This is a genomic window from Nocardia yunnanensis (assembly GCF_003626895.1).
In the GTDB taxonomy this organism is placed as follows: Bacteria; Actinomycetota; Actinomycetes; order Mycobacteriales; family Mycobacteriaceae; genus Nocardia; species Nocardia yunnanensis.
The window spans coordinates 5,393,030-5,419,291 of sequence record NZ_CP032568.1 but is presented as its reverse complement, the minus strand read 5'-3'; the positions used below and the strand labels follow the sequence as shown (position 1 = coordinate 5,419,291).

Here is a 26,262-nt window from a genome sequence, read left to right as displayed (position 1 = left end):
TTACACGGCAGTAGTGCCACCGGAGTAGACTTCACAGCCTTGAAGCAACAACCGAGGAGCGAGATGGCGGACGGTCCGAGGTATCAACGGATCGCAGACCTCCTCCGCGAGGAGATCCGCGCCGGCAAGTGGGAACCGGGCGATCGACTACCGAGTCACAATGAGTTGGCCGACCAAATGCAGGTCTCGATTACGACGGCTCGCAACGCAATTCAACTTCTGGTAGCCGAGAATCTGGTTTACACAGCGACTTCCCGCGGCACTATCGTGCGTAGCCAAGAGGTGCTGGAATCGGTTGTGACCAACCACATTCGGCCGGATCGGCCCAAGGCCGCGCACGACATCTTCTCCGAGATCGCGCGCGCCGCCGGCCGCGAGCCGTCCAAACAGTTCAGCGCCAGAATGGAACCGGCGAGCCCGGAGGTGGCGCACTGGCTGGGCGTGGCGCGCGACGAGTGGGTGGTGTCCCGCACGATCATGCAGTATCTGGACAACGAACCCTGGTCGTGGGAGGTCAGCTTCTATCCGCGAGATCTGGCCGAGGCCACCGGAATCGACGCCCCGCACGACATTCCGGAGGGCACCACGCGCCGCTTGGCCGAGCGTGGCCACGGCGAGACCGCGCATCGCGACACCGTCGTCGCGCGACCCGCCACGGCCGAGGAAGCGGCGCTGCTGGGGATCGGTCCCGGTACGATCCTGCTCGACCATTTGCGCATCGGAGCAAACCACGAGCGCATCACCCGAGTGACGCGGCATCGTTCCACTGCCGCCCGCAACCGATTGGCATACGAATTGGGTGACGACAAAGGAACGGACATTATTCGTAAAACTCTGGGCGCGCCCTATCCGCCCGGTAATTCTCATTCCTTCGGTAATTCCCTGCTACCCGGCGCGCCATGACCCCGCACCTGCGACCGGCCCGCCTCGCCGACCTGGGAACCATCACCCGGTTCCGGCTGCAGCGCACGAGCTGGCTGGCCGCCCGCGGCAGTGACCAGTGGACGCGGACCGGACGCGGTCTCCCCATCGAGACCTTCGCCCGGTCCGTGGCCCGCGCCGTCCGCGCCGGCGAAACCTGGATCGCCGAGATCGACGGCGAGCCCGCCGGCACCATCACCGTCAACGACCGCGCCGACGAAAACCTCTGGTCCCCCGGCGAATTGGCCGACGCCGTGATCATCCACTACATGATCGTCGACCTCCGCTTCGCCGGCCTCCGCATCGGCGAATCCCTCCTCGCCCACGCCGCCACCCTCGCCCGCCGCAACCACCGCACCTGGGTCCGCCTCGACGCCTGGACCACCAACGAAGCCCTCCACACCTACTACCGCCGCTCCGGCTTCCACCTGGCCCGCATAGCCGGCCCCGAAGCCACCGGCCCCTCCCGAGCCCTCTTCGAACGCCCCGTCTCCACCTGGCCCCACCTCCCCACCCCCCGCCCCACCTACACCCTCACCCACTACACCGTAGACACCACCCTCACCTGGCCCCTCCCCCAACACCCCTACCTCCGCCCCCACCCCGACCCCATCCCAGAACCCGGCCCCGCCTCTACCTCCTGAGCCTGGAACAGATTGCGGGGCAGGCACGAGGGTCGTGCCCGCCCCGCACGCGGTTACAGGGGTGGCAGGTCGGCTATTTGGATCATTTCCGCGCCGCCCGCGCGGGTCCAGAGGACGCCTCGGCCGGGTGGGAGGCGCATGGGGCGGATGTCGCCGATGAGTTTGCCTTCGTCTCGGGAGCCGCTCATGAGGAGGGCGGGGACGGAGAGGTTCTTCATCGAGCCGAGGACCTGGTCGTAGAGGGCTCGGGAGATGCCGCCCATGTTGCGGGAGATGACTACGTGCAGGCCGATGTCGCGGGCTTGCGGGAGTAGTTCCACCAAGGCGCCCAAGGGGTTTCCGCCCGCGGTGACCATGTCGTAGTCGTCGACGACGACGTAGATCTCCGGGCCGGTCCACCAGTCGCGGTCGCGCAGCTGCTGCGGGGTGATGTCGGAGCCGGGGATGCGCTTGGCGAGGTAGTTGACGACTTCCTTGACCATGCCGCCGCAGGTCTGCGAGGACGTCGAGTACCCGGCCAGCTGGTCGCCTTCCAGCACGCCCAGCAGGGTGCGCCGGTAGTCGATGAGGATGACGCGGGCGGTGTCGGCGGTGGAGTTCTCGGCGATACCTCGAACGATGTTGCGCAGCACCGTGGTCTTGCCGGACTCGACCTCGGAGAAGACCATGAAGTGCGGGTCGGAGGCGAAGTCCAGGGCGATCGGCTGCAGTTCGGACTCGCCGATGCCGACGACCACCTTGGTGGGACTCTGCGTGATGCCGTGGCGGTGAGCCAGTTCCAGGATCTGGTCGCGAGGCACGCTGAGCGGCAGTGTGCGGACCTCGGGCGCCCGGCGCTCGCCCCAGAGGGCCTGCAGGTCGGTGCGTGCCGCGGCCACACCCTCGGCCAGGTTCTGGGCGTTGGTGTCGGAGTCCAGGCGCGGCATGGCGATGAGCATGTGCAGCTGGTCCGCGGTGAGACCGCGGCCCGGCCGGTTGAGCGGAACATTGACCGCGACGCGGCGGCCCATCTCCGAGTCCGAGGGGTCACCCAGGCGCAGCTCGATGCGGGTACCGATCATGTCCTTCACGGACGCGCGGATCTCACCCCACCGGTTGGCGCCGAGGATCACGTGGATGCCGTACGAAAGACCTTGGGCGGCAAGCTGTCCGACCTGCTGCTCCAGGCTGTCGAATTCGTCGCGGACGACCTGCCAGTTGTCGATGACGAGGAAGACGTCACCGAACCGGTCGGCCATTACCGGAGCATCGGTCTGCCCCGCGGCCGAGGCCGCGTGCTTGCGCCGCCGGAACTCGGCCATGGATTCGATACCCTGCGCGGCGAAGCGCTCCTCGCGCTCGCGCAGCAGGGTGACGAGCTCGGCGACGGTGCGCCGCACCTTGTCGGAGTCGAGCTTGCCCGCGACCGAGCCGACGTGCGGCAGCCCGACCAGACCGGCCATCGAACCACCACCGAAGTCCAAGCAGTAGAACTGCACTTGTTCGGGGGTGTGCGTGGCCGCCGACGCCATGATGATGGTGCGCAGCGTGGTCGACTTGCCGGACTGCGGACCACCGACGACCGCCACATTGCCTTGCGCGCCCGCGAGATTGATGGTGAGCACGTCACGCCGCTGCTCGTACGGCTTGTCGATGATGCCGATCGGCATCCACAGCTGTCCGTGCCGGTTGACCGACGACCGCCAGTCCGGATCCGGCAGCAGCATGTCCACGGTCGGCGACTCGTCCAGCGGAGGCAGCCAGACCTCGTGGGCCGGTCGGCCGTGACCGGTCAGGCGCTTCACGACCACCTGCAGCAGGCTGTCGGGCAGCCCCTCGTCACCGGTCGGCGGCGGTGGCGGCAGCAGGTCGAGCGGATCGAGCGGGTTCTCCGGTTCGGGCCGTTCCAGGATTTCGACCGTGCCCGCGATGAATTCGCGCGGCGGCGCTTCGACGACCATGGTGCCGTCCGCCGCCTGCCGCGCGGCGCGAGGCGCGACATAGGGACCCGAGACGTAGGTCGCGTTGAACCGCAACGGATCCGACGCGTCACTCTTGAGGTAACCGGAGCCGGGGATACCCGGCAGGTGGTAGGCGTCGGTGATACCGAGCACGGCGCGAGACTCGTTGGCCGAGAAGGTCCGTAGACCGATGCGGTAGGAAAGGTGCGAGTCCAGACCGCGCAACTTGTTCTCCTCCAGCCGCTGCGAGGCGAGCAGCAGATGGACGTGCAGCGATCGCCCGAGTCGACCGATCATCACGAACAGATCCGCGAAATCCGGTTTCTGCGAGAGCAATTCGGAGAACTCGTCGATCACCACGAACAGCGCGGGCAGCGGATCGAGCGGCACCCCGGCGGCGCGGGCCTTCTCGTAGTCGTTGACATTGGCGAAGTTGCCCGCGGAGCGCAGCAGTTCCTGGCGTCGGTTCATCTCACCGGCGAGCGCGTCGCGCATACGGTCGACGAGTTCGAGCTCTTCCTCGAGGTTGGTGATGACCGCGGCCACGTGCGGCAACGGATCCATACCGAGGAATGTCGCACCACCCTTGAAGTCGACCAGGATCAGGTTGAGCTGATCGGGCGAGTGCGTGGCGACCATCGAAAGAATCAGCGTACGAAGGAATTCCGACTTTCCGGAGCCGGTCGCACCGATGCACAGGCCGTGCGGGCCCATGCCGTTCTCGGCGGATTCCTTGATGTCGATCTCGACCGGCGTTCCGTCGGGGGTGATGCCGATCGGCACGCGCAGCCGTTCCCGACCCGCGCGCGGCCGCCACACCTTGGCCGGGTCGATCTGGGACGCGTCCGGGATCTTGAGCAGGCTCATCAGACCCGGATCGGCGGCCGAGGTGTTGTCACCGAGGCTGACGATCTGCGCCGCGGTGGCGATGCGGTAGCGGGCCAGGCTGCGCGCGAACGCTTCCGCCTCGGCGAGGGTCACACTGTCGGCATCGGCGAACTTCTCGCTGCCCGCGGCGCTCTTGGCGAACACCTCGCCCCCGGCTGTCACGAGCTGCAATCCGCGTCGGACGGCCAAACTGTTCTCGGCGGAGCTCAGATCGATGACGGTGACCGCGTCCAGGCCGGACTCGCTGATCAAGCGCTCACTGCCGCTGACGTATCCGTCGTCGATCACGACGACCAGGTGTAGTCGCCCGGCGGTCGGCTGCGGATTGCGCATGAAGCGTCCGCGTTCGAGCAGGTCGTCGGCCAGCGCGGTCTCCAGCTCGCCGAGCGAACCGTAGATCATGCGCGCCGCGCCCATGCCGTCGCGCTCGCTCGAATGCTGCACGTGCGGCAGCCATTTCGCCCAGGACCAGGCCTCGCAGTCGGGCTCGGCGGTGACGATGGCGACCGCGACGTGGTCGGGGCCGTGGAATGCGGTGAGCTCCATCAGCATCGACCACACCAGCCCGCGGGTATCCGCGGTCGGGCCCTCGATATTGATCGCCGGAAACGCACGCAGCGACACCGCGGTCGGCAGGTGGTGCACCACGGAATGCGTTCGCACGAAACGACGCAACGCCACCGTGGACACCGGCTCGAGATCCTCGAGCGGACCGGTCTCCGGGCGCGCCAGCTTGGCGGCGAGCCGGTGCGTGCCGATGCCCACGCGCACATGCCCGAAGTCGGGATCGTTGGGGCGGCGCTCCCACATCCGCCGCGACCCCACGATGGACGGCAGATCAGCGGGTTCCGGGTGACTCCAGATCAGCGTCTCGAGCTGCTTCTGTCCCGTGCGCCGGACCTCGCGACGGGTCTGGTCGAGGTAGCGGAAGTAGTCCTTGCGTTCCTCGTTCAGCTCCGCGGAGCTCTTGGCGCTGCCGCGCGAACCCATGAGCATGCCGGCCATCGACATGATCATCATCATCGGCATCATCATCATGTACGGGTTGGACAGCAGCGACTTGCCCATGAGGCTCATCATGGCGAGCATGCCGATCATGGCCACCACCATGACGACCGGCATGAGCTTGCTCATCAGGGGCGCCGCCACCGGGCGCGGGATCTCCGGCGGCGCGGTCAACGCCATCTCTCCGCCCGGTGCGCGGGGTGGGGCGATGCGGGGCCGACGCACGAAACCTTCGGTAGCCATGGATGTTTCTCCGGTCGTTGTCAGTCGAAGTCGGGCAGCTCGTCGTCGCGTCGGCGACGCCGGAACGGAATCGACACGGCGAGACCGATTCCCAGCGCGGACAGGCAGACGATGGTGCCGATCGTGGCGACCAGCCGCGGGAGATGCGGTGGGCCGGCGGGCTTTTGGGGCGTGGGGAACGCGACAGGCGTGTCCGACCCGGTGTGGTTGGGAAGTACCGGGCTGACCGAGGTGAGCACGTCATCGGAGAAGTGCGTGGTGAGCGCGGCGACGGGATCGATCATGCCCGCGCCGACGCGGTCGTCGCGCCCGGTACCCGGCTGATGCGCGGTGAGGATGATCTGGTTCATGATCTTCCGTGCGCGCGTTCCCGGGTCCGCGTCCCACTCCGGGTGATCGGCCCGGACCAGAGCCGCGAGGCCCGCCACATAGGGGGCGGCGAAACTGGTGCCCTGGATGCCGACCCATTTCTTGTTCTTGTCGTCGTAGCCCTGGGTATTCACCATGCCACCGGTCTTGCTGTCGAAGCCGAGGACATCCTGTCCGATCGCGGCGACTCCGACCCACGGACCGTGCAGAGACCGCTCGGACGGAGTGCCGTCGGGACCGATCCAGCCGACCGACAGCACATACGGACTGAACCATGCCGGACTCGCGATGGTGCTCAACGACTTCCAGCTGGCGGCCGGATTGGACTGCTCGGTGTTCTGGACATTGCAGCCGTTGCCCGAGTCCACATTGCCGGCCGCGGCGATCACGACGACGCCCCGTTCATAGGCGTAGCGCACGGCGGCCCCGAGCGCGTCGTCACCGGTCGAGGAATCCGCGGACGTGCACGCGGCCGCGGAGATATTGATGATGGCGGCTTTCAGATTGACCGCGCGCACCACGGCCGCGGCGAGCGTCGAACTCGGGCCGTACCCTTGCTTGCTCATGCTGCCCGGCGCCTTTTCGCCGCCGTTCTGATCCTTGGCCTGATAGCGCTCGCTCAACTGGCGGATGGACAGAATCGTCGCGTCCGGCGCGACCCCCACCAAGGCGTCGTCGGCGCTGGGCTTGGCGGCGATGATGCCGGCGACGACGGTTCCGTGCCCGTCACAGTCCTCGGTGCCGTCACTGCCCGAGACATAGTCGCCGCCGGGCTGCACATCGATCCGTGGATGCCGACTCACACCGGTGTCGATGACCGCGATCGTCTGGCCCGCACCCCGATTCGTGGCGGTGGTGTTGGCCTGCCAGGCCGAGGGGAGGTCGAGGACCTTCTGCGACAACGGCTCGTCGCGCGGCACACCGCCCGGTTTGAGGCCGAACTCGCTGCCGCATTCCACCTTCAATTCGGTGGGCGACGGCGGCGCGGGCCGGTCTGCCAGGTCCGTGGTTTCCTTCGGAACATCCCCGGGTGTCGGCGGAACGGCGGCCACCATCGGCCGGGCCCCCGCCGATGCCTGTGGTCCCAGCAGCGCACCGCCGAGAATCGCTGCCGCACACAGTGTTCGCGCCCAGTTTCCAGGACGCCGTCTCATATGTTCCGAGCCGTCGAGTAGACGTCCATCATCCACAGCACCAGCGGGACGATCGACACGATGAGCCCGTATTCGAAGATCTCGTTGAAGCGCCGTGTCACCGGTGTGACCTCGACATGCGGGCCGATGACACCGAATCCGACGGCTCCCACCGCGAATGCCAGCAGCAATCCGGCGGAAAGGAGCGGCATGCCGTTGTCCGACAGCGCCAGCAGCACCGCCAGGCCGACGAAAGTGACGCAGCCACTGGCGATGAGCACGGAAGCCTGGGTGAGATCGGCGAACGACCGTCCGCGCAGGCAGAGAATGATCGAGATCACGACGGCGAGGGCGATGCCCTGCCAGCGGGCCGAGCCCAGCGGATCGGCCGAGCCGAGAGCACCCGCGACAGCGCCGATGGCGCTGCCGACCACGATGCCGGTCTGGAACTGATTGGCCGTGCGGGCACGCTGCCCGAGCCCGTGCGCCGAGGGCAGCACGGTCGCGCCGATCGCGCCGATGCCTTCGATGGTGGGGCGGGGTTCATGGTCGGCCGGATCGATGGCGGCGCCGGCGGTGGGCACCGGCGGCACGGGTAGTCGCGCCAGCATGGCGGCCAGGCGCGGGACCATCGACAACACGACGATCGACGTCACCAGCACGCCCGCAGCCACTTTCGGTACTCCGGCATCCCAGATCATGCGGACCGCCGCACCGACTCCGGCCAGGATCACCACGGTGACCACCGCGGACACCACCGCGGCGCCGGCTCCGATGATGCGGTAGCCGACGATGGCGAGCAGCAGGGTGGCGGCCGCGCCGAGCATCAGGTGCGGGCTGCCGAGCGAGCCGGGCACCGCCAGTGCCGCCCCGCCGAAGGTGAGCAGCAGCATGCACAGCGTGAGCACCGTCGCGGTCAACTCGTCGGCGTACTTGCGCATGGCGATCGCGGCGGCGACCAGCGCGGCCACCGCACCGCCGAGCAGCAGCGGCGGCGCGATCCACGTATCCCCGCCCGAACGCGAGATCAGGCCCAGGACAACCGCGAACACGACAGCGGCCACTCCCGCCACCAGCCCCGTCCACCGCGCGGCGGCCGGTGACCAGCTCTGGAACTCCTCGGCCGTGAGCCTCGACACAGCGTCGATCACGTCGTCGAACAGCGCCGGCGCTTCCTTGGCGGAAACCGCCCGCAGCACCAGCAATTCCCCGTCGTAGATCTCGGCGTCGTTGAGGGTCTGGCTGGGCGCGATCATGTCGCGTCCCAATTTCGCCAGTGTCCAATGCTGCGATTGCAGTGGCGTGCCGCCCTCCTCACCGCCGATCGGCTCCGGATTGCGGGATTCGATGAGACGCACCAGATCACCGATGAACGCGGCGATCGGCACGTTGGCCGGCAGACCGACGTCGAGCTGGGTATTCCCCCCGATGACGGACACTCGGCACAATTCGGGTTCGGTGGCGCGCGAGCCCCCGATCGACTGTGCTGTCACTAGCTGAACTGCTCCCCTATAGCTCTCAACAGTTGCCCGCCCAGGGCGGTTAACCATAATGTATCCGACTGTCCGCAGCTGTGCGATCGCACCGTGTGGGTGGGGATTGTGAACGAAAGACCAACCAGGTTCGACGAATTCGGGGTTCGACTAGGATGATCGACACTCGCCAGGCACAACGCGCCTTCGATGCCGGTGTGCTGTCACTGGGGTTGAGCATCGAGGGCCAGGAGTCGAACCGGGACCTCGACTACGCGAAACTCGCCTTCCAGCGCGCCACCGAATGGGACCCGACCATGGCCGATGCCTGGCTGGGTCGCGCGGCTGCCGGTGAGATCACCACGGATGTTCTGTCCAACCTCTACAAGTGCAGCACGGTCTCGCTCGGGCGGGAACAGCGCCGGTTGGGGCTGGGACCGCGGGTGCTTGCTGGACGTTTTCTGCCGGGCCTCTACATCGACTATCCGCTGGCGAGTTTCACCGAGATCCACCTGGCGTGGGCCTCGCATCTGATCGCGGAGAAGCGCTTCGACGAGGCCGAGCAGGTGCTCGACGAGCTCGAAAAGCACCGTCGCGCGCGGGCTTCGGAACCCGATTTCGAGATCGACACGCGCATCGTCAAGTACGTGCGCGGCATCCTGCACTACAACACGCAGCGCTGGCCGGACGTGATGACCGTGCTGGCCGGGTCGGAGGGGTGGGAAGACCCGTATCTGGCCGCCGGCGCGCATGTGATGGTCGGCACATCTTGTGCGCAGCTGGGTCTGTTCGCCGAGGCGATTCGCCGCATGGAAGCCGCGGAGGCGGGCCCGATTCCGGCCGCGCGCACCGCGGCCATGTTCTGCCGCGGTCTGTGCCTGCGCGAGCAGGGTCAGGCCGACGAGGCGCAGTCGCTGTTCGAGAAGGTGTATTCGCAGGCGCCGGATTTCGACGCCAATACCGCGGCCATGCGCGATCGCACCTACCGGATCACCCTGACCACCAAGGAGGTGATCGAGGCCCGCACCGACAAGTGGGATCCGGCCTCGGCGCCTTCGCTGGAGGAGAAGCAGGCCGCCGAACACGAGGACCGCGCCAAGGAGATCCTGGCCCAGGCGCGCGCCGAGCTGGACAAGCAGATCGGCTTGACTGCGGTGAAAACGCAGGTCGCCAAGCTGCAGTCGAGTGCGCAACTGGCGAAAATCCGTGCGGAGAAGGGCCTTTCGAGCTCGGCGCGCGGTCAGCACCTCGCCTTCACCGGACCGCCCGGAACCGGTAAGACCACCATCGCGCGCGTGGTCGCCAAAATCTATTGCGGCCTGGGCATTCTCAAGACCGACAAGGTCGTCGAGACCAAGCGCTCCGACTTCGTCGGCCAGCATCTGGGCTCCACCGCCATCAAGACCGACGCCCTGATCGACACCGCCATGGACGGCGTGCTGTTCATCGACGAGGCGTACACCCTTATCCAGCAGGGACTTTCGGGCGGTGACGCGTTCGGCCGCGAGGCCGTGGACACACTGCTGGCCCGCATGGAGAACGACCGCGACCGCCTGGTGGTGATCATCGCCGGATACGACGGCGAGATCGACCGCTTCCTGGCCGCCAACGACGGCCTGGCCTCGCGGTTCGCCAAGCGCCTCCAGTTCCCGTCCTACACGGCGGAAGAACTGGGGCGGATCGGTCAGGTCGTTGCCGCCAAACGGGACTCGGACCTGTCCGAGGATGCCTTGCAGGCGCTGGTCGCGACCTGCGAGAAGCTCTACAACATGGAGAGCACCGACCAGAGCGGCGCGCCGCGGCGCGGTGTCGACGTGGCCGGCAACGGTCGCTTCATCCGAAACCTGATCGAGGCCGCCGAGGAAGAACGCGAGTTCCGGCTGGCCAACGACGAATCCATCGATCTGAGCGATATCGACGAAGCGGCGCTCATGCGGATCGAGGGTCCCGACATGAAGGCCGCGCTGAGCACCCTGCTCGCCTCGCTGAACCTATCGTCGGCCGCCGACTGAGGGGCAACTGAACTGTGAACGATTTTCCGCGGGGAGCGGGCGGCTATCAGCCGGGCGGAAATGGTGGGAATCCACACGGCGACGGGGGCTATCCCGAAGGTGGGCGGCACAGTCGTCCGCCCAGCGGTCCCCCGCAGCGTGGTCCAGAGGGTAGAGGCCACGGGCAACCTGGCAACTTTCCGCCGAACGCGCGGGGCAACTTTCCGCCGAACACGCAGGGCGGCAACTTTCCGCCGAACACGCCGGGCCAGTTCGGGCCGAACGGTCCCGGCAACTTCCGGCCGAACGGACCGAACGGACCAGGGGGGCCAGGCGGTTTCGGACCGAATGGACCTGGAGGTCGGCGGCAGCCCGAACCTGACTTCGGGCGCGGCGGTTTCGATGGATTCGCGCAGGGCGGCAACGTCTCCGGCCGCCCCGGCAACTACGGGCCAGGGGGGCCAGAAGCCTACGGACAGGGCGGGTCGGAGTCCTACGAACGAGGCGGATCGAGTGTCGCCGCGCCGCCGCGTCCCGCGCCGCCCTCTCACGATGCGGATCTCGCTCCCGACCCGCGGCCGTCTCGGCCGCACACCGCACCCGAATCCGGGACGCGACCCGCGAGCTCGAACGATCTCGTCGCCGACGCGGCCGAACTGCGGTCCGACGAACTGTGGCTGCTCCGGAATCTCCCACTGCGACTGGTGATTCCGGTCGCGTTGATCGGCGTCGCCGCGTCGCTGGTCGCGGTCGCGCTGCACACGCCGTGGTGGGCCGCGCTGGTGGCCGGGCTGGTGCCCGCGCTCATCGGGTTGGCCCCGGTGGCCGGGATTCCCCTCGGGCTGCGAGTGGGCCGTTGGGTGGCCTACCGCTGGAAACGCGCGCAGCGCAAGAGTTTCGACGAGAACGCTCTGGTCGACGTCCCGATGCCCGACGGCGGCAGCTGCGGATTGCGCTGGGACGGAACACTGTTGACCACGATGCTGCGCATCGACCCGCCGCCGGACACCTTGACGCTGCTGCGTCGTGGCTCGTTGAGCACCGATCAGCTGTTGCCGCTCAACGAGATCGCGGCCTGTCTGCGGCAATACGATGTCGAGCTGCACTCGGTCGACGTCATCAGCACCGGAACCCGTACCGCCAGCAACGAGGCGGTGATCTCCGGTTACGCGGCCAGCATCGCGCCCCTGGGCCGGCTGTACGACGAGATCCTGGGCCCGCTGCCCGCCATCGCGCACCGCACCATGTGGCTGGTGCTGCGACTGAATCCGCTGGCCAACGCCAAGGCGGTCGACAACCGCGGCGGCGGCCCCGAAGGTGCGCTGCGGTCGGCGCTGGTCGCCACTCGCCGCGTCGCCAATCGCCTGGCCGGACACGGAATTACCGCCTCCGTGCTGACCACCTCGGAAATGACGACCGCGATCCGCGAGCTGACCCGCGGCACCCCGGTCAGCGAATTCACCGAGAACCCGGACAATCTGGAGCACGACGGGGTTCACCTGACGAGCTACCAGATCGATCCGCAGCTGTTCAATTCCGATGGCCTGGCCAAGATCTGGGCGGTCCGCAGCCTCGCCACCACGGTGACGGTGCGCCTGCAGCCGGTCCCCGAGCCGAACGCGAAACCCGGTCAGCCCGCGAGCGTCATCGAGGTGGACGCCCGGGTCCGCTACGACACGCCCTACGAACACGGTGAACCACCGGTCGCCGGGCTGAAAGAGCTGCCGCGCCGCCAGATGTGGGCCTTGATGGACATCCTGTCCTACGGCACCCAGGAGGTCCGCCCCAGCGGCTACCGGGGGCCCGTCGGAGTCCTCACCGACATCGCCATGCCGACCGCCGGTTGCGGTCAGCTGATCGGCGCGGACGCCTCGGGCAGCGGTATCGCGGTGCCGCTGATCGGTGACGGCTCGCGCCGCATCGACATCATCGCCGGCCTGCCGCTGGCCCAGCAGGTCATCCTCCGCGCCATCGCACTCGGGGCCGGCGCGGTCGTCCACACCGCCCGCCCCGGAGCCTGGCAGGCGATGGTCGCGAATGTCGCTGCCCCGCACGCCCTCTCGCTGGCGTCCTCCGTCACCCACAGCTCCCGGGGCACCGCCATCACGGGCCGACTACCCAACCCGGCGGCCACCGTCATCGTCTTCGACGGCGTCCCGGCCAGCGCTCCCCCGGGCTCGGCCACGGTGGTGACGATCCACGAAACCATCACCGCCGACTACCACCCCGACGCCGACGTGACGATCGTCCAGCACCCGGAGGCCCCGCGCACCATCACCGTGCGAACTCCCGCGACGATGACCACCGCCCAAATGGTGACCACGCCGCAGGAACAGCAGTACCTGAGCGGGAGCGTGACCCGGCGCTGACCCTTATCGCCAGACTTTATGGTGTCCAGCGTCGATCGTGCGGATACGGTGTCACGGTGAGGTACTTCAACACGGCGGGTCCGTGTTATCCGGACCTGCACTACATGTTGTCCGCCGAGGAGCGGCTGCCCGACGCTCGGATGTACATCGAGTTCGGGTTCTACTTCGTCGTCCATGCGCCCCGGCAATCGGGCAAGACCACCGCGCTGCTGGGGTTGGCGCGTGACCTGACCGCCGAGGGGCATTTCCTGGCGCTGTCGATCTCCTGCGAAACCGCGGAGCAATTCGGCGATGACTTCGCGGGCGTGGAGAACGTCCTGCTCAGCGAACTGCGCCAGAAGGCCGAACGTCAGCAGTTGCCGCCCGAGCTGTTGCCGCCCGACACGTGGCCAGATACCGCGCCCGGCACTCGTCTCAAAGAGGGCTTGACCGCCTGGGTGTCCAAGTGCCCGCGCCCGCTGGTGCTGTTCTTCGACGAGATCGACTCACTGCGCGGTGATGGTCTGCTCAATGTCCTGCGGCAACTGCGTGCGGGGTTCACGCAGGATCGCAAACAGTTCGTGCATTCGGTGGTGCTGTGCGGGCTGCGGGACGTGCGGGACTACAAGGCGGCTTCGGGCGGGGACCCGAAGCGGCTGGGGACGGCGAGCCCGTTCAACATCAAGATAAAATCGATCCGGATCGGCGACTTCGACAAGGTCGAAATGCGGCAGCTCTTCCGCCAGCACACCACCGAAACCGGGCAAGAGTTCGACGACAAGGCCATCGATCTCGCCTTCGACTACACCCAGGGTCAACCGTGGCTGGTCAACTCTCTCGCCTGGGAGATCATCGGCGAGATGCGGGTGCGCGACACGATCACTCTCGACCACGTCGAGACCGCCAAGGAGCGGCTGATCCTGGCGCGGGCCACCCATCTCGATTCACTGATCGACAAATTGACCGATCCACGAGTGCAACGGGTACTCGAACCCGTCATAACGGGTGAAATCTCCGCCCTGGACACCAGTTTCGACGACGATGTGTCCTACACGCGGGATCTGGGGCTGATCGCGCAGGGCAAGCAGCTGCGGTTCGCGAATCCGATCTACCAGGAGGTCATCGTCCGGGTTCTCGGTCAGCGCACCGAGTCGATGATCACCGCGGAACCCTCGAGCTTCCGTTTCCCCGACGGCCGGATCGACTTCCCGCGCCTCCTGCGGGAATTCACGGCGTTCTGGATACAACACGGCGACGTGCTCGCCGCCCGCGACAACTATCACGAAGCCGCCGCGCAACTGGTGTTGATGGCGTACCTGCACCGAATCGTCAACGGTGCGGGGTACGTTGACCGTGAAGTGGGCGTTGGCCGAGGTCGGATCGACCTGCTGGTGCGCCAGCCATACGAGGAGTCCGAAGGCCGACGCGCGGAACAACGCGAGGCACTGGAGTTGAAGGTCTGGGCCGACGGCCGCCCGGATCCCTTGGCGCAGGGCCTCGTTCAACTCGATGGCTACCTCGACCGCCTCGGCCTGCCGACCGGGGTCCTGGTGATCTTCGACCGCCGCACCCAGGCCGCCCCCATCGCCGACCAGACCGCCTTCCACCAGGCTCACACCGCGTCCGGCCGCGCCGTCACCGTGCTCCGCGCGTGAGGTGATTCGCCCAGCGGCACACCTTGGCGGAGATATGTCCGAAACACCCTCCAGGTGTGCCACTCGACGGATCAGACAGTGGGGCGGCTGACCTGTGCTAGGCGAAGCGTTTTCCCTTCGTCATCAGTGCGACTCGGCCGCGGGGGCTGATCCGCCAACGGCCACGCGGGCTGCTGGGCAGGATCAGGCCACGGGATTCGAGGCCGGCGAGGGCATTCCGGGTTCGCCAGCCGGTCAAGCTCGACGAGCGGCGGATCTCCGCCGCGGTCAGCGTGTGGTCGGGATGCAGCGCGGCCAGGACCGCGACCTCGGCGGGATTCATGACCCGATCACCTCCGGCCCCGAGGGCGGTGTCTTCCGACGGCGCGGCCGGGCGGATGCGGAACCTCGAGAAAGCCGCCGCCGGCGAGTGGAAGACGAAGGGGGCCATGACTTCCCGAATGGCCGTCCGCGTAGAAGCCCCACACGGACCAGCAGATCACGACGGCGCAGAGGCCCAGAATCGACAGCAGCGCCCAGGTGTCCCAGTGCATTACGACATCCCTCCGAATGCGTATAGCTGATCTTGGTTTGATTTCCGGCGGCTGCGCGCTGTCGCCGACACCAAGTAGACACCCGGATCTGCCGAAAAAACCGCACATGGCGTGCAGCACACGAAATATGATGGATGCCCACAGTGAGCCCGCTCACCCTGGGCATGCACACCATGAGCAATCCGTAGATAGCGAGGCTAGGTAATGGCCGGATCGACGGTCTCTCGCAGGGCATTCGGAAACTACCTGCGCGAAATGCGGACTAGGGCAAATAAGACAGCACTGGCGGCCGGGCTACAGGCCGAGACCTCTCGGATGACCATCGTTCGGCTGGAAGAAGGCCTGCTGACGAAGATCACCACGATGCAGTTGAAATGTCTGCTCGACTTCTATGGAGCGGACGAGAGCAGCCGGACAGAGGCGCTCAATATGTGGTCAGAAGTCAGGGAACAGACGAAAGCCGCTAAACTTCAAGGCAATTCGAAGGGATTTTGGCAGCCGTACACCGACCAACTGCGTGCGAATTTCCCGCACTATCTGCGGTTGGAAGCCACCGCCGATCACATCACCACGCACCAGTTGGTTATGGTGCACGGCCTCTTGCAGACCGCGGACTACCGTCGCGCTATCGCCAAGCTGGATGCGCCGCATCTCTCCATTGTCAACACCGAGCGTCGGATCGAGCTGATGGAACGCAGGCAAACCCGATTGGACGACCCCAACTTCAGCATGGAAGTCCTTCTGTCCGAAGCGGTCTTGCGACATCGTCCCGCCTCGTCGGACGTAATGGCCGGGCAGATGCGTTGGCTTGCCGAGATGAGTGAACGGGACAACCTCAGTATCCGCGTTGTTCCGTTCGATGTCGGTCCACACCGCGGCCTTGCGATTCAGTCGTTCACGCTGCTCGAATTCACCCGTCTGGAGGGGCACCTGGCCGAGCCACCGGTTGTCTACCTCGAAGGCGCGATCGGCGCGCTGTATCACGAGCAAGCCGACGTGATCGAACGTTATCGCGAGGCGATCATCGCTGTGCGGACGGTAGCGTTGAGTGAAGACGACACCAGATCCATGGTGCTCAGGGTGGCGAAGGAGTATGCGGCGTGAGCAAACCACCTGTCCGACAGTGGTACAAGTCCAGGCGAAGCGAAGCCTCGAACGCGTGCGTAGAGGTCTGCCACGATCATGGTGGGGTCGGCGTGCGTGACTCGAAGGACCCTGGTGGTCCAGAGCTGTTCTTCGAAGGCTCGCAATGGGATGCGTTCCTACGCAGTCGGATATGGCAACCCTGACACAGATCACCACAGCGACTCACTTTCGCGGCAGGTTACCGACGATCTCCTGCATGATGGATTTCGTTGCGGTGCAGATCGTCTGGTAGAGCGCGTCGTCGCCATCGCCTCCGCTTTGCAGTTCCAGGCTGACAAGTTCGACCTTGTCGCCGACAGAGCGGTAGGGATATTCGAGCGCGCAGATGGTGTTCACGACATGGTTGTGCGGGATCGCTGTGATGCCATTGCCGAGATCGATCGGCGCGTTCGTGCTGACCTCATTCGCTTTCTCGAAGTTCAGCTGAAGCTTCACCTCGGACGTTCCGTGCCAGTGGCAAGTATGCGCGGAGACATCCGTAGGCTTGGCCGCGACCGGACCCACCGTATCGTTCAACCGCTTGTCGGAAACCAACCCGCACGGATCAATTCGGCCCAGCGATACGGCATCGGACCGCTGCGGCGGCGCGTTGCGGGTCGCGACCAGCCGTGTCAGAACCTTCTCAGCAAGATCGCAGTTGGCCGATTTGTACATAGAGACGACAATGCCCCACTTCTGGTTCGAGCCGGAAAGATCGACGCCCCGTTCGCAGTCGAAGCTGCCGTCGCCGCCGTAGCTCAGAATAGGTACGCCGTCGATGCTGCGCCCGGTCCCTTGGAGCACATCCGTCGTTGCTCCGGGTTTGACCTGCAGGCTCTGGCCTGCCGTACTCGCCGCGCACTCCCAACCGAGATAGGTGTCGGTTGTCCACGTTGAAACATCGCTGGGCCAACCCGAATCCGGCGGGACTGAGCTCCGCATGGACTGCTGGAGCCATAAACAGGCGTCGGCATTGCGCAATTTGGTGAGCATCGAGTCCGCGGCCGACGGTCCGGCTGGCTTGTCCGACAGTCGTATCCAGGTGATCGCACCCGCGACCAAAAGCAGCACCGCGAGCGCGGCCAAACCCACGCGCCGAGCTGTACGTCGTCGTGACTTGGCCTTATCCGAACCTGGTACATCGGCTAGGCCGAATCCTGTGCCGATGGCGGCGGTTTGGTATCCGGTGCCCGAGACAATGACGGTCGCGTCGGGATTCGCAGTCAGAGCGGTGAGTGCGGCGAACTGCCTTTGGATTTCAGCATGAACCGGCGCCGGCCAGGGTGCGGCACCATCCGGCAACCATCCGATCTGGTCCAGCAGCTGCGACGGAGTAGGGCGAAGCTCTGGCTTCTTGGCCAGTAGGGGGGCAATCAGATAGCGCAGCTCCGGCGCCATCTGACCCAGATCCGGTTCCGTGTGCACGATATTGAACAGCGTGTACGCCATGGAAGGGGCGGCGAAGGGGCTCTGCCCTGTCGCCGCCATGGCCAGTAGCGCACCCAGAGAGAAAACATCGCTGGCTGGTGTGATCGGCTCCGCCGACGCCTGTTCCGGTGACATATAGGCGGGAGAACCAAGAGCGGAACCGGTTTCGGTCAACCCACTTGGGTTCTCGTGCAGTTGCGCGATTCCGAAGTCGATCACTCGCGGGCCCTCGGCCGTGAGCATTACATTGGCAGGCTTGAGGTCTCGATGCACAAGGCCCAGCCGGTGAATGTCCTGCAGCGCCACCGCCAAACCGGCGGCCAGCGCCTTGACTGCAGATACTGGCAGCGGCCCGTACTCGGACACCACCTTGTCCAGCGGCAGTCCGACCACGAATAACGAAGCCAGCCAGGGATTTCCACTGTCGACATCGAAGTCGACCACCGGAGCGGTGAACGCGCCCGACACCCGAGTACTCGCGCTGACCTCACGACGGAACCGTGCCCGATATTCGTGCTCACCCAGCAGGTGCTGATGAATCTGCTTGATTGCTACGAAGCGCCCGTCGGGCCCGATGCCGAGCAATACCCGGCCCATTCCGCCCGAACCCAGCAGTCCCAGAACTCGATAGCGGCCGATGACTCGGGACTCGGCGGGATCGAGTGGCTTGACCGTCATTACTTCGGCAGCCTCGGGAGCACATCGGCCATTAGCTTCTTGGCCTGGTCGCACGCACCTGTGTCGGCCGTTCCCCAGTCACTGATCCGGGTCCTGACGATTTCGGCATTGTCGCCGGTAGTCAGGCGGGGCTGGTAGACCACTTCACAGTTGCCATTCGAGGCGTTCAACCAGAGCTTCTCGATATAGGCCGTGGTTTGGCCGATCTGAACAGCCTGGTATCGCTTGTTGTCGTTGTCGACGCGGCTGACATCCTGCAGTGTGACTTCGACTGTTCCGGTGCTGCCTTCGTAGAAGCAGTCCCCCGCTCCGCGCCCGCGCCGGGCGGGATCACCCGCGAGGCCGCCCGCGAGCGTCGGGTCCAGCAATGAGCACGGGTCGACACGCAGAATCGAGTTCTGCGCAAGCTTCAGCTGCGGCACATAGACGGTGAGCTGCTGCACGACGGCCGTGATCGCTTTGTCTGCCATCGAGCAGTTGGCAGGGCCCTGGGGTGCGTAGGTGGAGACCTTCAGGGCGCTGTGGCCACCGCTCTGCGTGAGGACAGAGCGGTCACATCCGCCCCCGTACCTGCTCTTGAGAATCGGTACCCAGCCCGCAGTCTGTCCGGTGGGCTCAGTGTTCTGCTCCACTTCGTCTGCCGAGGTGAAGTTTTCAAGTTCCACACTGATCGAGTGATTATCCTCGTCTGTCACCCAAACCGAGCAGCCGCTGTATCCCACGCTCGGAGCCTTGTTCCGCGTTCCGAGCTTTGGGGTCACAAGATCGAGCACCTTGCAGGTGTCGAGTTGCTGTAGCTCCATGGTTGTGACCGTCAACGAGGGATCGGTCATCGGCTGTGAATGCCCGTCCTGCAGGGACATTTCGTGAACACCGAACATTCCCGCTCCGAGCACCACAAGGGTCGCCGCGGCCGCCGCGACCCGTTTCAGCATTCTGCGTCGATTGGACTTGGCCTGTTCCACCTCCTCCTCGAGCCTCGACTCCCTTTCGGAGGTCTGGACCCACCAGTCGGAATCGGCACGGTGCGCGTCAATCCGGGTCGTCACGGCAGCGGGCCACACAGGCTCGGGCTGAATCCGGCTCGCCCCATCCAGTAGTTGTTCCGCTGTCGGCCTCCGCGCCGGATCCTTCGACAAACAAGCGTCCACCAGCTCCCGCAGCGCTAGCGGCACCCCCTCGGTTTTGGGCGCGGAATGAATAACGCTGTAGAGAACCTGCGGTGTCGAAACTCCCGGGAACGGACTGGAACCAGTCGCCGCCATGGCCAGAATCGCACCGACCGAATACACATCCGCGGCAGCCGTGAGAGGTCGCCCCTCGGCCTGCTCGGGCGACATGTATGCCGGAGAGCCCAGGACTGTTCCGGTAGCTGTCAGCGCTTCGCTGTCGAGTGCACGGGCAATACCGAAGTCGATGATCCGGGGGCCTTCACCTGTCAGAAGAACATTGCCCGGCTTGAGATCTCGATGCAATAGCCCGGCACGGTGGATCTCCAGCAGTGCCGACGCCAACCCGGTGGCGAGCAGCCGCAGCCCACCGAGGCTCAATGGCCCGCACTCGTCGATGACCGTCTTGAGATCGGGTCCATTGATGTACTCGGTGGCCAGCCAAGGATTGTCGGACTCCGTGTCGCTGTCGATCACCGAGGCTGTGTAGGCACCGGTGAGCTGCCGACATGCGTCCACTTCGCGAGCGAAACGGTCTCGGAATTGTGGATCTCCGGCCAGGTGCGGGTGAATCTGCTTGATCGCCACCAATCGTCCGGTCGGAGTGCGGCCCAGCAGTACTCGACCCATGCCGCCCCTACCGATGACCGCAATGGTGCGATTGCGCCCCAGCCACTTCGGGTCCTGCGGTGTCAACGCCTTCATGCCGTAGCCCCCATGACCGAATACTGCGCACCTGCCAGTTGCCGCACATCGGTATCGGTATTGCTGTACACCATCGCCACGTACTCACCACGCGTGATTATGCAGCGAAAACGTCTGGCTTCCACCGAATCCGTCCCAGGCTTGGAGCGCTGACGGCAGCTGACATCGGACAGTCCGGATACGCCGTTGATCGGAGCGTATGCTGGGCCGGAGGGATCCTCGTCGAGAAACTTCGCGTAGCTCTTGGCCGCGGTGGAATCGCGCAGCTTGTACAGCCGCTTGTTGAAGGAGATAGCCACCGCAGTGAGGCCGCGATCGGCGTTGGTCTTGGCGTCCTCCGCCGGTTTGCCCAAAAGCGCGGAAAAGGCGTGTGTTCCCCAGACTGCGAACTTCATGGCGGCCGGCGTGGGGTCCTCGGTCAGCACCGTCCGGGACAGCAGTTTGTCCGGATCCAGTTGCAGCTTGGGCAGATCCACCGGCGATGTTGGTGTGTAGTTCGCGAGCAGATCGATCTGCCGCCGGTACGACCGGGTAACCATGTCGACCAGTTTTCCGAGGTCAGGGTCCAGCGCCTCGACATACACCCGGATAACCAGCGACTTGTAGGCCATGACGCTCCCAAGTGTGGGAATGCCTGGACGCCAATGGCTGATGGCGGACGGGAAGGCATCGACAGCCACGGGCGCGTTGTCGGCGTTCGCCGTGAAGTCGGCCCGATCCATGTCGGCTGCCGCCGCACTCGCCGCCGCGTCGTCGGGAAACTCGATCAGCGACATCGCCAGGAACTTCTGTGGCTTACCGGCCGTATAGTCCGCGTAGGACTGGTTCGCCGCCAACGCCCCGAAGGCTGCGAGCGGGTCGTGACTCTTGGCAGCGCGCACCTCCGGTCCGGAGATCACCGAATCGTCGAGGCCGAGATAGTTGGCGAAAACGCCTCCGCCCCGTCCCATCCTGATATCCGGATCTATGTCCGTCGCATACATGATGCGTTCGCCCAGTCGTAAGGATTCAGCGAGAATGCCCCGGGCTTTGCTGGGCCTCTGATCGAAATCCGGTGTACTCGGCTTGCCAGAATAGGGTCCGTAATCCGGTGTATCTCCACTGCCACCACAGGCCGCAACCCCGGCCAGCACAACGAGCCCGACCGCTGCCGCGGCGGCTCTCTTCAGCCTGAACCGCATATCCCCCTCCAAGGCCACCCCGCACGCTCTCGGCGGACCCTCCAGAAACCGAACTCCGAGCTACGCCGTCGGCGGTGCCGGGCACCGCTCGGGCACAGCACAACCTAGCACCGGACGGACAAACAAGACCATTCGGAATCAAAGAAGCAGGAGCCCTGGCCAACTGGATCGTTGATCAACCGCACGCCTTGTCGCACTTGGGCGGCAAGGTGTCCCAGCTCTTCTGCGCATCGTCAACCGACAGGGTCGGGCCGGGAAGCAGGGCGCCCACAATCGAGTACGGGGCCAGGCGGGGTTTGGTCTCCAGTCCCAGGATCGCTGCTGTCTTGGCGTCCGGGATGCTGTACCGAATTCCGTTGTCTGCAATGTAGTAAAGACCGTCGCGCTTCTGGCTGCCTGGCTTGACGTCTGTCGTCTGCACGAACTCGCCGGTCGTCGGTGCTACGAAGACCCTGTCGACGCGGTCACCGGCGGAGCCGTCCGCAGTGGCCAAGGTGACCGGTGCCTGTGAGTCGCTCAGTGGATAGCGGGTGCCGAGCACCAGTTGCACAGTGGCCCAGTCCGAGGGGCTCTCGGTGGAGTCGGACTGATCCTTGCCGAAACCGTCCTTCTTCGCCCAGGTCACACAGGCGACAGGGTTCTCCGACGCGGAGATGATCTTCGGTGAGACTGCCGGGAAGTCATCAACGGGCAGTCCCGGGTCGCTCTTGTCGTTACCGTGCTTCTGCTGAATTCCGGCGATCATGTCGGGCGTCACATTGGTGAAGCCTTCGATGCTCTGATTCTTCGAGTTCGCGTAGGTGATGAACTGAGCGGTGAACAGTGAGACACGCTGAATGGCGTTGTCCAGCACGACATATAGGTCCGATTTGCCCGAGCCGTCCATCGCCGCGACCTGGATGATGCTGCCGACCTTCACGGTGCTCAGCCGTCCCGGACCGTTGTTCTCGCCGGCGTGCGGGATCGTCGGAGCGACCAGAGGCGGCACGGGAACCGGCGCGCCGACCAGATTGGACGAGATCGGGCGCGCGGTAGACAGATCGAGCACCTGTGCGAGGGCGCTCTGAGTTGCGGGGTCGTTCTGCGGATTGACCTCGGCGATCTTGCCGTCGTAGATCAGATAGGTGTGGTCCTTCTTCTGATCGTCGGTCTTCTTGGCCAGCACCGCGGTTTTTTGATCGGCCACTTTGACGTGGTCGTTGAGTTCCAAGCTCCCGGCGAGGATCTCGGTCTCCGCCCCTGTCGATGACGCCGATCCACCGGATGCCGACAGCGGCACCCTGTCGCACAAAGTCCACTGGGATCGGCTGCCTTGGCGACTTCCAGGCAGTGCGGCTGGTACGCCGGGGATTCCGCGAATCGGGCCGCGGGGAACAGAGTTGAGTTTGCTGTCCTTGACCGAGGTCGGCGACTCATTCGATGCAGCGAGCAGCCGCGCTGAGGCGAGATTCAACGACGGGTACAGCGTGATCTTGTTTTTGTCGTCCTTGTCCCGCACGACGACGTAGATGGCGCCACTGTCCTTGCCCATCACGATATTCGCGTTGCCGATGGAACCCTGTGGACGGATGAAGGCCATGATCGCCGCACCCGCGACGACGAGTACTCCGAGAACCGCGCCGACCATGAGTGATCGGAACTGCGACCGCATGGGGTCGTGCAGCATCCGGACATCGCGCCGGATCAGCGCGTGGTCGAGACGACGCAGGAGAAAGCGGTACCCATTGACCTGGGCACGAGTGGTCAATTGGGCTGGCACTAACTTCTATCCTCCGTCGAGCCGTGAACTACTGGCGTAGGTTACTGGGGGTCTACCGATGACAGCGCACCCCTCCTGGCAGGAGGCGTGCGCTGTCGGATCGGCACCGACGTCCTCGTTACGAGAAGCTGCCCTTGACCTTGTTGTCCGCGTAGAGCGCGTTGTGCAGCGCGCTCTCCACCGCAGTAGCAACGGCGTCCAAAGTCGTCAGGCACTTCTCGGCGTACGCGTTGTCCCAGTCGGACTTCGCCGCCTCAACACCTTCCAGCGCGCCGTTCTGGGCACCGCTGTTCGGGTTGGACCACGCCGACTTGAGCTTCTCAACGGCCTGGCCGAGGTCGCTGGAGGTATCGATCTTGGACTGGCCGTCACCTGCAACGGCGACGAGATCCTTGTGGAACTGTCGGAGATCCGACACGAGGGCTGTCATTCCGGCGCTGTCGTAAAGCATGTCTATTCCTTTGCAGTGTATGAGAGTCGGGTGAGCGTCGGTCGACTAACCGAGGTTGGTCAGAGCCTTCGTGAAGTCGTCCTTGTTGGAGATGTCCACGTTGCTGAAGACGTCGGTACCCGCGCCGACCTTCTTCTCGAATTCATCAAGGGCCGCATTGAGCTTCACGGCCTCGTCGTCCCACGCGATCGCCGCCGCCTTGAACGCATCGGCAGCGTCACCCGAGAAGCTGTCCTTGGACGAGTCCACGCGGTCGGTGATCTTGCGCAGGATGTCCTTCACGGACGCCACCACGTCGGCCATGTGGCTCTGCGCGGCCTTGGCAACTGCCGCGTCATTGGAGATTGATCCGGCCATCGTCTGTACCTTGCCTTCTTCTTGGGATGGATAGGCGATGCGCAGTGCATCACCGGTTCGGGTTGACTAGCTGCAGGTGGGTCACACGCGACTCACGACAGCCACCTCCCCCCAGGCAGCGAGTCGATCAAAGCTGAAATCGACTGCGCGATACGGTGATCACTGCCCGGTGTCAGCGTGGACCAGAGTTGCTGGTCCGGGGCGACCCCCGGTGCGGCCACTATGCGGCCCCGTGCGGTGTCGTAGACCGCGACGGCTCCGGGCGATCGGTCTGTGCGGCCGTCGGCGTAGGCGTAAGCCACGATTTCGGCGTGGGTGTGGGTGGCGGACAGCGCGAGGCCGTAGGCGGTCGCGTCGGTGTCCGGCAGACCCAGGTTGTAGACGGTGTTGGCGTAGTCCGCGGAAGTCTCCGCGGCGTCGAGGCGTTCGGCCAGGTCGGCGGACTCGGCGCTGAAGGCGGCCAAGTCGGCGGCCGGGCAGGGGCCCAGCGCGTCGAGCAGCGGGCGGGCGAGGGATTCGCCGGAGCCGTCGGACCACAGCGGGTGGATGTCGAGGGTGTCGCCGCGGCGCAGGGCGACCGCGTGGTGTTCGGCGCGGCGGACGACGCAAACGCGGAGGGGGCCGTCGGCGGTCTGGGCGCGCATGGCGAGTTCGCGGTCGGGCTGCGCCAGGGCGAAAAGTGCTGTGGCGGTGTCGGTGTCGACATCACCGTGGGCGTCCACGATGCGGCGGGCACGCAGGTCCTTACGGGCCGATTCCTGAGCCAGTTCCCACTCCTGGTACGAATCCTGTTGCGGTCCAACGGATAGCACCAGGGGCAGGGTCTGCACACCGAGGTGTCCGGCGAGGGCGATCATGCTGTCGTTGGTGAGGGTCGTCACGACGCACCCTCCGCTCTGCCACCGGAAGTCGTTGCACCGGTGGCACTTTCCGATCCGGTGCTGCCGGCGTTGAAGGCGATGTCGACCGGGACTCGCTGCGCGGCCGGGTCGACCCCGCCCAGCACGGCGGGCGCGACCTGCATGCCGGAGGTGAGGCCCAGCTCGGCGTCGCTGGTGGGCGCGCCCACCAGTCCGGCGCGCGGGACGTGCTCCTCGTCGCCGTCCTGGCCTCCCGCCCCCATGGCGGTGGGCGCCATTGCCGTGCCGGTCTGCTGGACCGTGACCGGTTCTGTCACAACGCGTTGCGCGGTGGTCTCGTTCTCCTGAACCGTCGTCGTCGCGCGGAACTGCGACAGCGGCATCGGCCTCAGATCGAACGAATCGAGCGACAGGGTCGGCATCGCGGGCATCACCGGGGTCGGGCCCTCCGGAGTCTGCACCGGCGTGGCCGGCGTCGGCTCGGTGGGCGTCAGTCCGGCGGTCACCTGCGGCGGGGCCTGATGCTCCCACGGCTTGGCCAGCGATTCGGTGGCGGCCTCGTAGGTCCGCATCACCCGCGCCGCTTCGGCTTTCGCCTTCTCGGCGTCGGTGTCGGCGGCGGCCATTCCGCCCAGCAGCAACGGGCCGATGGCCGGCCCCAGTTGACCGAACAACTGCTGGACGTCCTTGAGCTTCTCGACCTCGTCGACATCGGGCATGGTCAGCTTCGCGAGTTCGTATGCAGCGGCGTGTGATTCAGCCTGCGTCGCGTTGCCGGCGGCGGCCGAGGCCGAGGCTGCGAGCCAATCCCGCAGCGCCTTGATGCGTTCGATGAAGGGTCCGCTGTTCTTGGATTCCCAAGCGTTGTCCAGGATTACGAGGATCCGCTCGTACTCGAGGGCGGCGGCCGCGAAACCCACGCTCAACCGCGTCCACGCGAGACCGGCCTCGGCGGCGGGCACCGCGCCCGCGCCCGTCACCAGGTCACGCGCCAACTGCTCCGGCGGCCGGGATTCCCAAACCGTCTCGGTGAAGCCGGGTTTCGTCGGTTCCAGCATCGAGATGCGTCTCCGCTCAGCCCGCGAAGCCGAGGACGGACTGCTCCTCGACCTGTCCGAAGGCGTCGAACTGGCTGCGCAGCGTCGCGGCCAGGTTGCGCAGCTCGGTGACCCCGTCGCCGCCGGAGGCCACGAAGGACGCCGCCACCGAGCTGAGGGTCTGCGCGGCGCGCTGCGACACCTCGTCGGCGCCGGCGGGCGCGAAGTCGAGCTTGACCTGCTCGACGCCGAGCCCGTTGGCGATGCGGTCGGCCAGCGCGTCCAGCTGGGCCGCGGCGTCGCGCGCGGTCGACGCGTCGAAGCGCAGTCCGTCGAATGCGTTGATGCTCATGCCATTCCTCCTGTTACC

The 26,262-nt window shown here is 65.9% G+C and carries 20 protein-coding genes; 7 read left to right on the top strand and 13 right to left on the bottom strand.

Annotated elements, in window-relative coordinates; genetic code table 11:
- Positions 1-39 precede the first annotated feature (39 nt).
- Positions 40-903, top strand: a complete 864-nt coding sequence (locus tag D7D52_RS25465; protein WP_246023290.1) for a GntR family transcriptional regulator — start codon at positions 40-42, stop codon at positions 901-903.
- On the top strand, positions 900-1,565 hold the full coding sequence (locus D7D52_RS39970) for a GNAT family N-acetyltransferase (protein ID WP_120740283.1): 666 nt from the start codon (positions 900-902) through the stop codon (positions 1,563-1,565). Before D7D52_RS25465 ends, D7D52_RS39970 begins: the two co-directional genes overlap by 4 nt.
- 53 nt (positions 1,566-1,618) lie before the next feature.
- On the opposite strand, the gene eccCa is transcribed toward D7D52_RS39970, so the two are convergent.
- The 3 genes from eccCa to eccD all read right to left on the bottom strand — a co-directional run bounded on the left by eccCa (position 1,619) and on the right by eccD (position 8,636).
- A complete protein-coding gene (gene eccCa, locus D7D52_RS25455; protein WP_120740281.1) occupies positions 1,619-5,641 on the bottom strand; it encodes a type VII secretion protein EccCa in 4,023 nt (1,340 codons plus the stop codon).
- Positions 5,642-5,661: 20 nt separating this feature from the next.
- Complete coding sequence (gene mycP / locus D7D52_RS25450; protein WP_246023289.1) at positions 5,662-7,065, bottom strand: type VII secretion-associated serine protease mycosin; 1,404 nt, start codon at positions 7,063-7,065, stop codon at positions 5,662-5,664.
- A 95-nt stretch (positions 7,066-7,160) separates the two neighbouring features.
- A complete protein-coding gene (eccD, locus tag D7D52_RS25445) occupies positions 7,161-8,636 on the bottom strand; it encodes a type VII secretion integral membrane protein EccD (protein ID WP_246023288.1) in 1,476 nt (491 codons plus the stop codon).
- A 155-nt stretch (positions 8,637-8,791) separates the two neighbouring features.
- Between eccD and eccA the strand changes: the two genes are divergently transcribed.
- The 3 genes from eccA (at position 8,792) to D7D52_RS25430 (ending at position 14,609) form a co-directional block, all read left to right on the top strand.
- Positions 8,792-10,627, top strand: coding sequence for a type VII secretion AAA-ATPase EccA (gene eccA, locus D7D52_RS25440; protein WP_120740275.1), 1,836 nt, complete (start codon positions 8,792-8,794; stop codon positions 10,625-10,627).
- Positions 10,628-11,262: 635 nt separating this feature from the next.
- Positions 11,263-12,975: a type VII secretion protein EccE gene (gene eccE / locus D7D52_RS25435; protein ID WP_120744457.1), complete on the top strand. Its 1,713-nt coding sequence runs from the start codon at positions 11,263-11,265 to the stop codon at positions 12,973-12,975.
- Between the two features lie 56 nt (positions 12,976-13,031).
- Positions 13,032-14,609 (top strand): ATP-binding protein, encoded by a 1,578-nt coding sequence (locus tag D7D52_RS25430; RefSeq protein ID WP_222932673.1) that lies wholly within the window; start codon positions 13,032-13,034, stop codon positions 14,607-14,609.
- 97 nt (positions 14,610-14,706) lie between these two features.
- On the opposite strand, the gene D7D52_RS25425 is transcribed toward D7D52_RS25430, so the two are convergent.
- Positions 14,707-14,931: a MarR family transcriptional regulator gene (locus D7D52_RS25425; RefSeq protein WP_162958529.1), complete on the bottom strand. Its 225-nt coding sequence runs from the start codon at positions 14,929-14,931 to the stop codon at positions 14,707-14,709.
- A 526-nt stretch (positions 14,932-15,457) separates the two neighbouring features.
- On the opposite strand from D7D52_RS25425, the gene D7D52_RS25420 reads away from it, so the two are divergent.
- Together D7D52_RS25420 and D7D52_RS25415 are read left to right on the top strand one after the other, a co-directional pair.
- Positions 15,458-16,246, top strand: a complete 789-nt coding sequence (locus D7D52_RS25420; protein WP_162958528.1) for a DUF5753 domain-containing protein — start codon at positions 15,458-15,460, stop codon at positions 16,244-16,246.
- On the top strand, positions 16,243-16,431 hold the full coding sequence (locus D7D52_RS25415) for a DUF397 domain-containing protein (RefSeq protein ID WP_120740270.1): 189 nt from the start codon (positions 16,243-16,245) through the stop codon (positions 16,429-16,431). Before D7D52_RS25420 ends, D7D52_RS25415 begins: the two co-directional genes overlap by 4 nt.
- A gap of 19 nt (positions 16,432-16,450) precedes the next feature.
- Here the strand turns inward: D7D52_RS25415 and D7D52_RS25410 are convergent, their stop codons facing one another.
- From D7D52_RS25410 to D7D52_RS25370, 9 genes are all read right to left on the bottom strand, one after another.
- On the bottom strand, positions 16,451-18,373 hold the full coding sequence (locus tag D7D52_RS25410) for a serine/threonine-protein kinase (RefSeq protein WP_120740268.1): 1,923 nt from the start codon (positions 18,371-18,373) through the stop codon (positions 16,451-16,453).
- Positions 18,373-20,247 (bottom strand): serine/threonine-protein kinase, encoded by a 1,875-nt coding sequence (locus D7D52_RS25405; RefSeq protein ID WP_120740266.1) that lies wholly within the window; start codon positions 20,245-20,247, stop codon positions 18,373-18,375. The genes D7D52_RS25410 and D7D52_RS25405 overlap by 1 nt, the downstream gene beginning before the upstream one ends.
- Positions 20,244-21,428 (bottom strand): DUF7373 family lipoprotein, encoded by a 1,185-nt coding sequence (locus D7D52_RS25400; protein WP_162958527.1) that lies wholly within the window; start codon positions 21,426-21,428, stop codon positions 20,244-20,246. Before D7D52_RS25400 ends, D7D52_RS25405 begins: the two co-directional genes overlap by 4 nt.
- Before the next feature lie 175 nt (positions 21,429-21,603).
- The gene (gene eccB / locus D7D52_RS25395) at positions 21,604-23,187 is read right to left on the bottom strand and encodes a type VII secretion protein EccB (protein ID WP_120740264.1); all 1,584 of its coding nucleotides are present in this window, start codon (positions 23,185-23,187) and stop codon (positions 21,604-21,606) included.
- 118 nt (positions 23,188-23,305) lie between these two features.
- On the bottom strand, positions 23,306-23,638 hold the full coding sequence (locus tag D7D52_RS25390) for a hypothetical protein (RefSeq protein WP_120740263.1): 333 nt from the start codon (positions 23,636-23,638) through the stop codon (positions 23,306-23,308).
- Positions 23,639-23,683: 45 nt separating this feature from the next.
- Positions 23,684-23,995, bottom strand: coding sequence for a WXG100 family type VII secretion target (locus tag D7D52_RS25385; protein WP_120740262.1), 312 nt, complete (start codon positions 23,993-23,995; stop codon positions 23,684-23,686).
- A 92-nt stretch (positions 23,996-24,087) separates the two neighbouring features.
- Positions 24,088-24,876, bottom strand: a complete 789-nt coding sequence (locus D7D52_RS25380; protein ID WP_120740260.1) for an ESX secretion-associated protein EspG — start codon at positions 24,874-24,876, stop codon at positions 24,088-24,090.
- Positions 24,873-25,913: a PPE domain-containing protein gene (locus D7D52_RS25375; protein ID WP_120740258.1), complete on the bottom strand. Its 1,041-nt coding sequence runs from the start codon at positions 25,911-25,913 to the stop codon at positions 24,873-24,875. The genes D7D52_RS25380 and D7D52_RS25375 overlap by 4 nt, the downstream gene beginning before the upstream one ends.
- 16 nt (positions 25,914-25,929) lie before the next feature.
- Positions 25,930-26,244 (bottom strand): PE family protein, encoded by a 315-nt coding sequence (locus D7D52_RS25370; protein WP_120740256.1) that lies wholly within the window; start codon positions 26,242-26,244, stop codon positions 25,930-25,932.
- Positions 26,245-26,262: the final 18 nt, after the last annotated feature.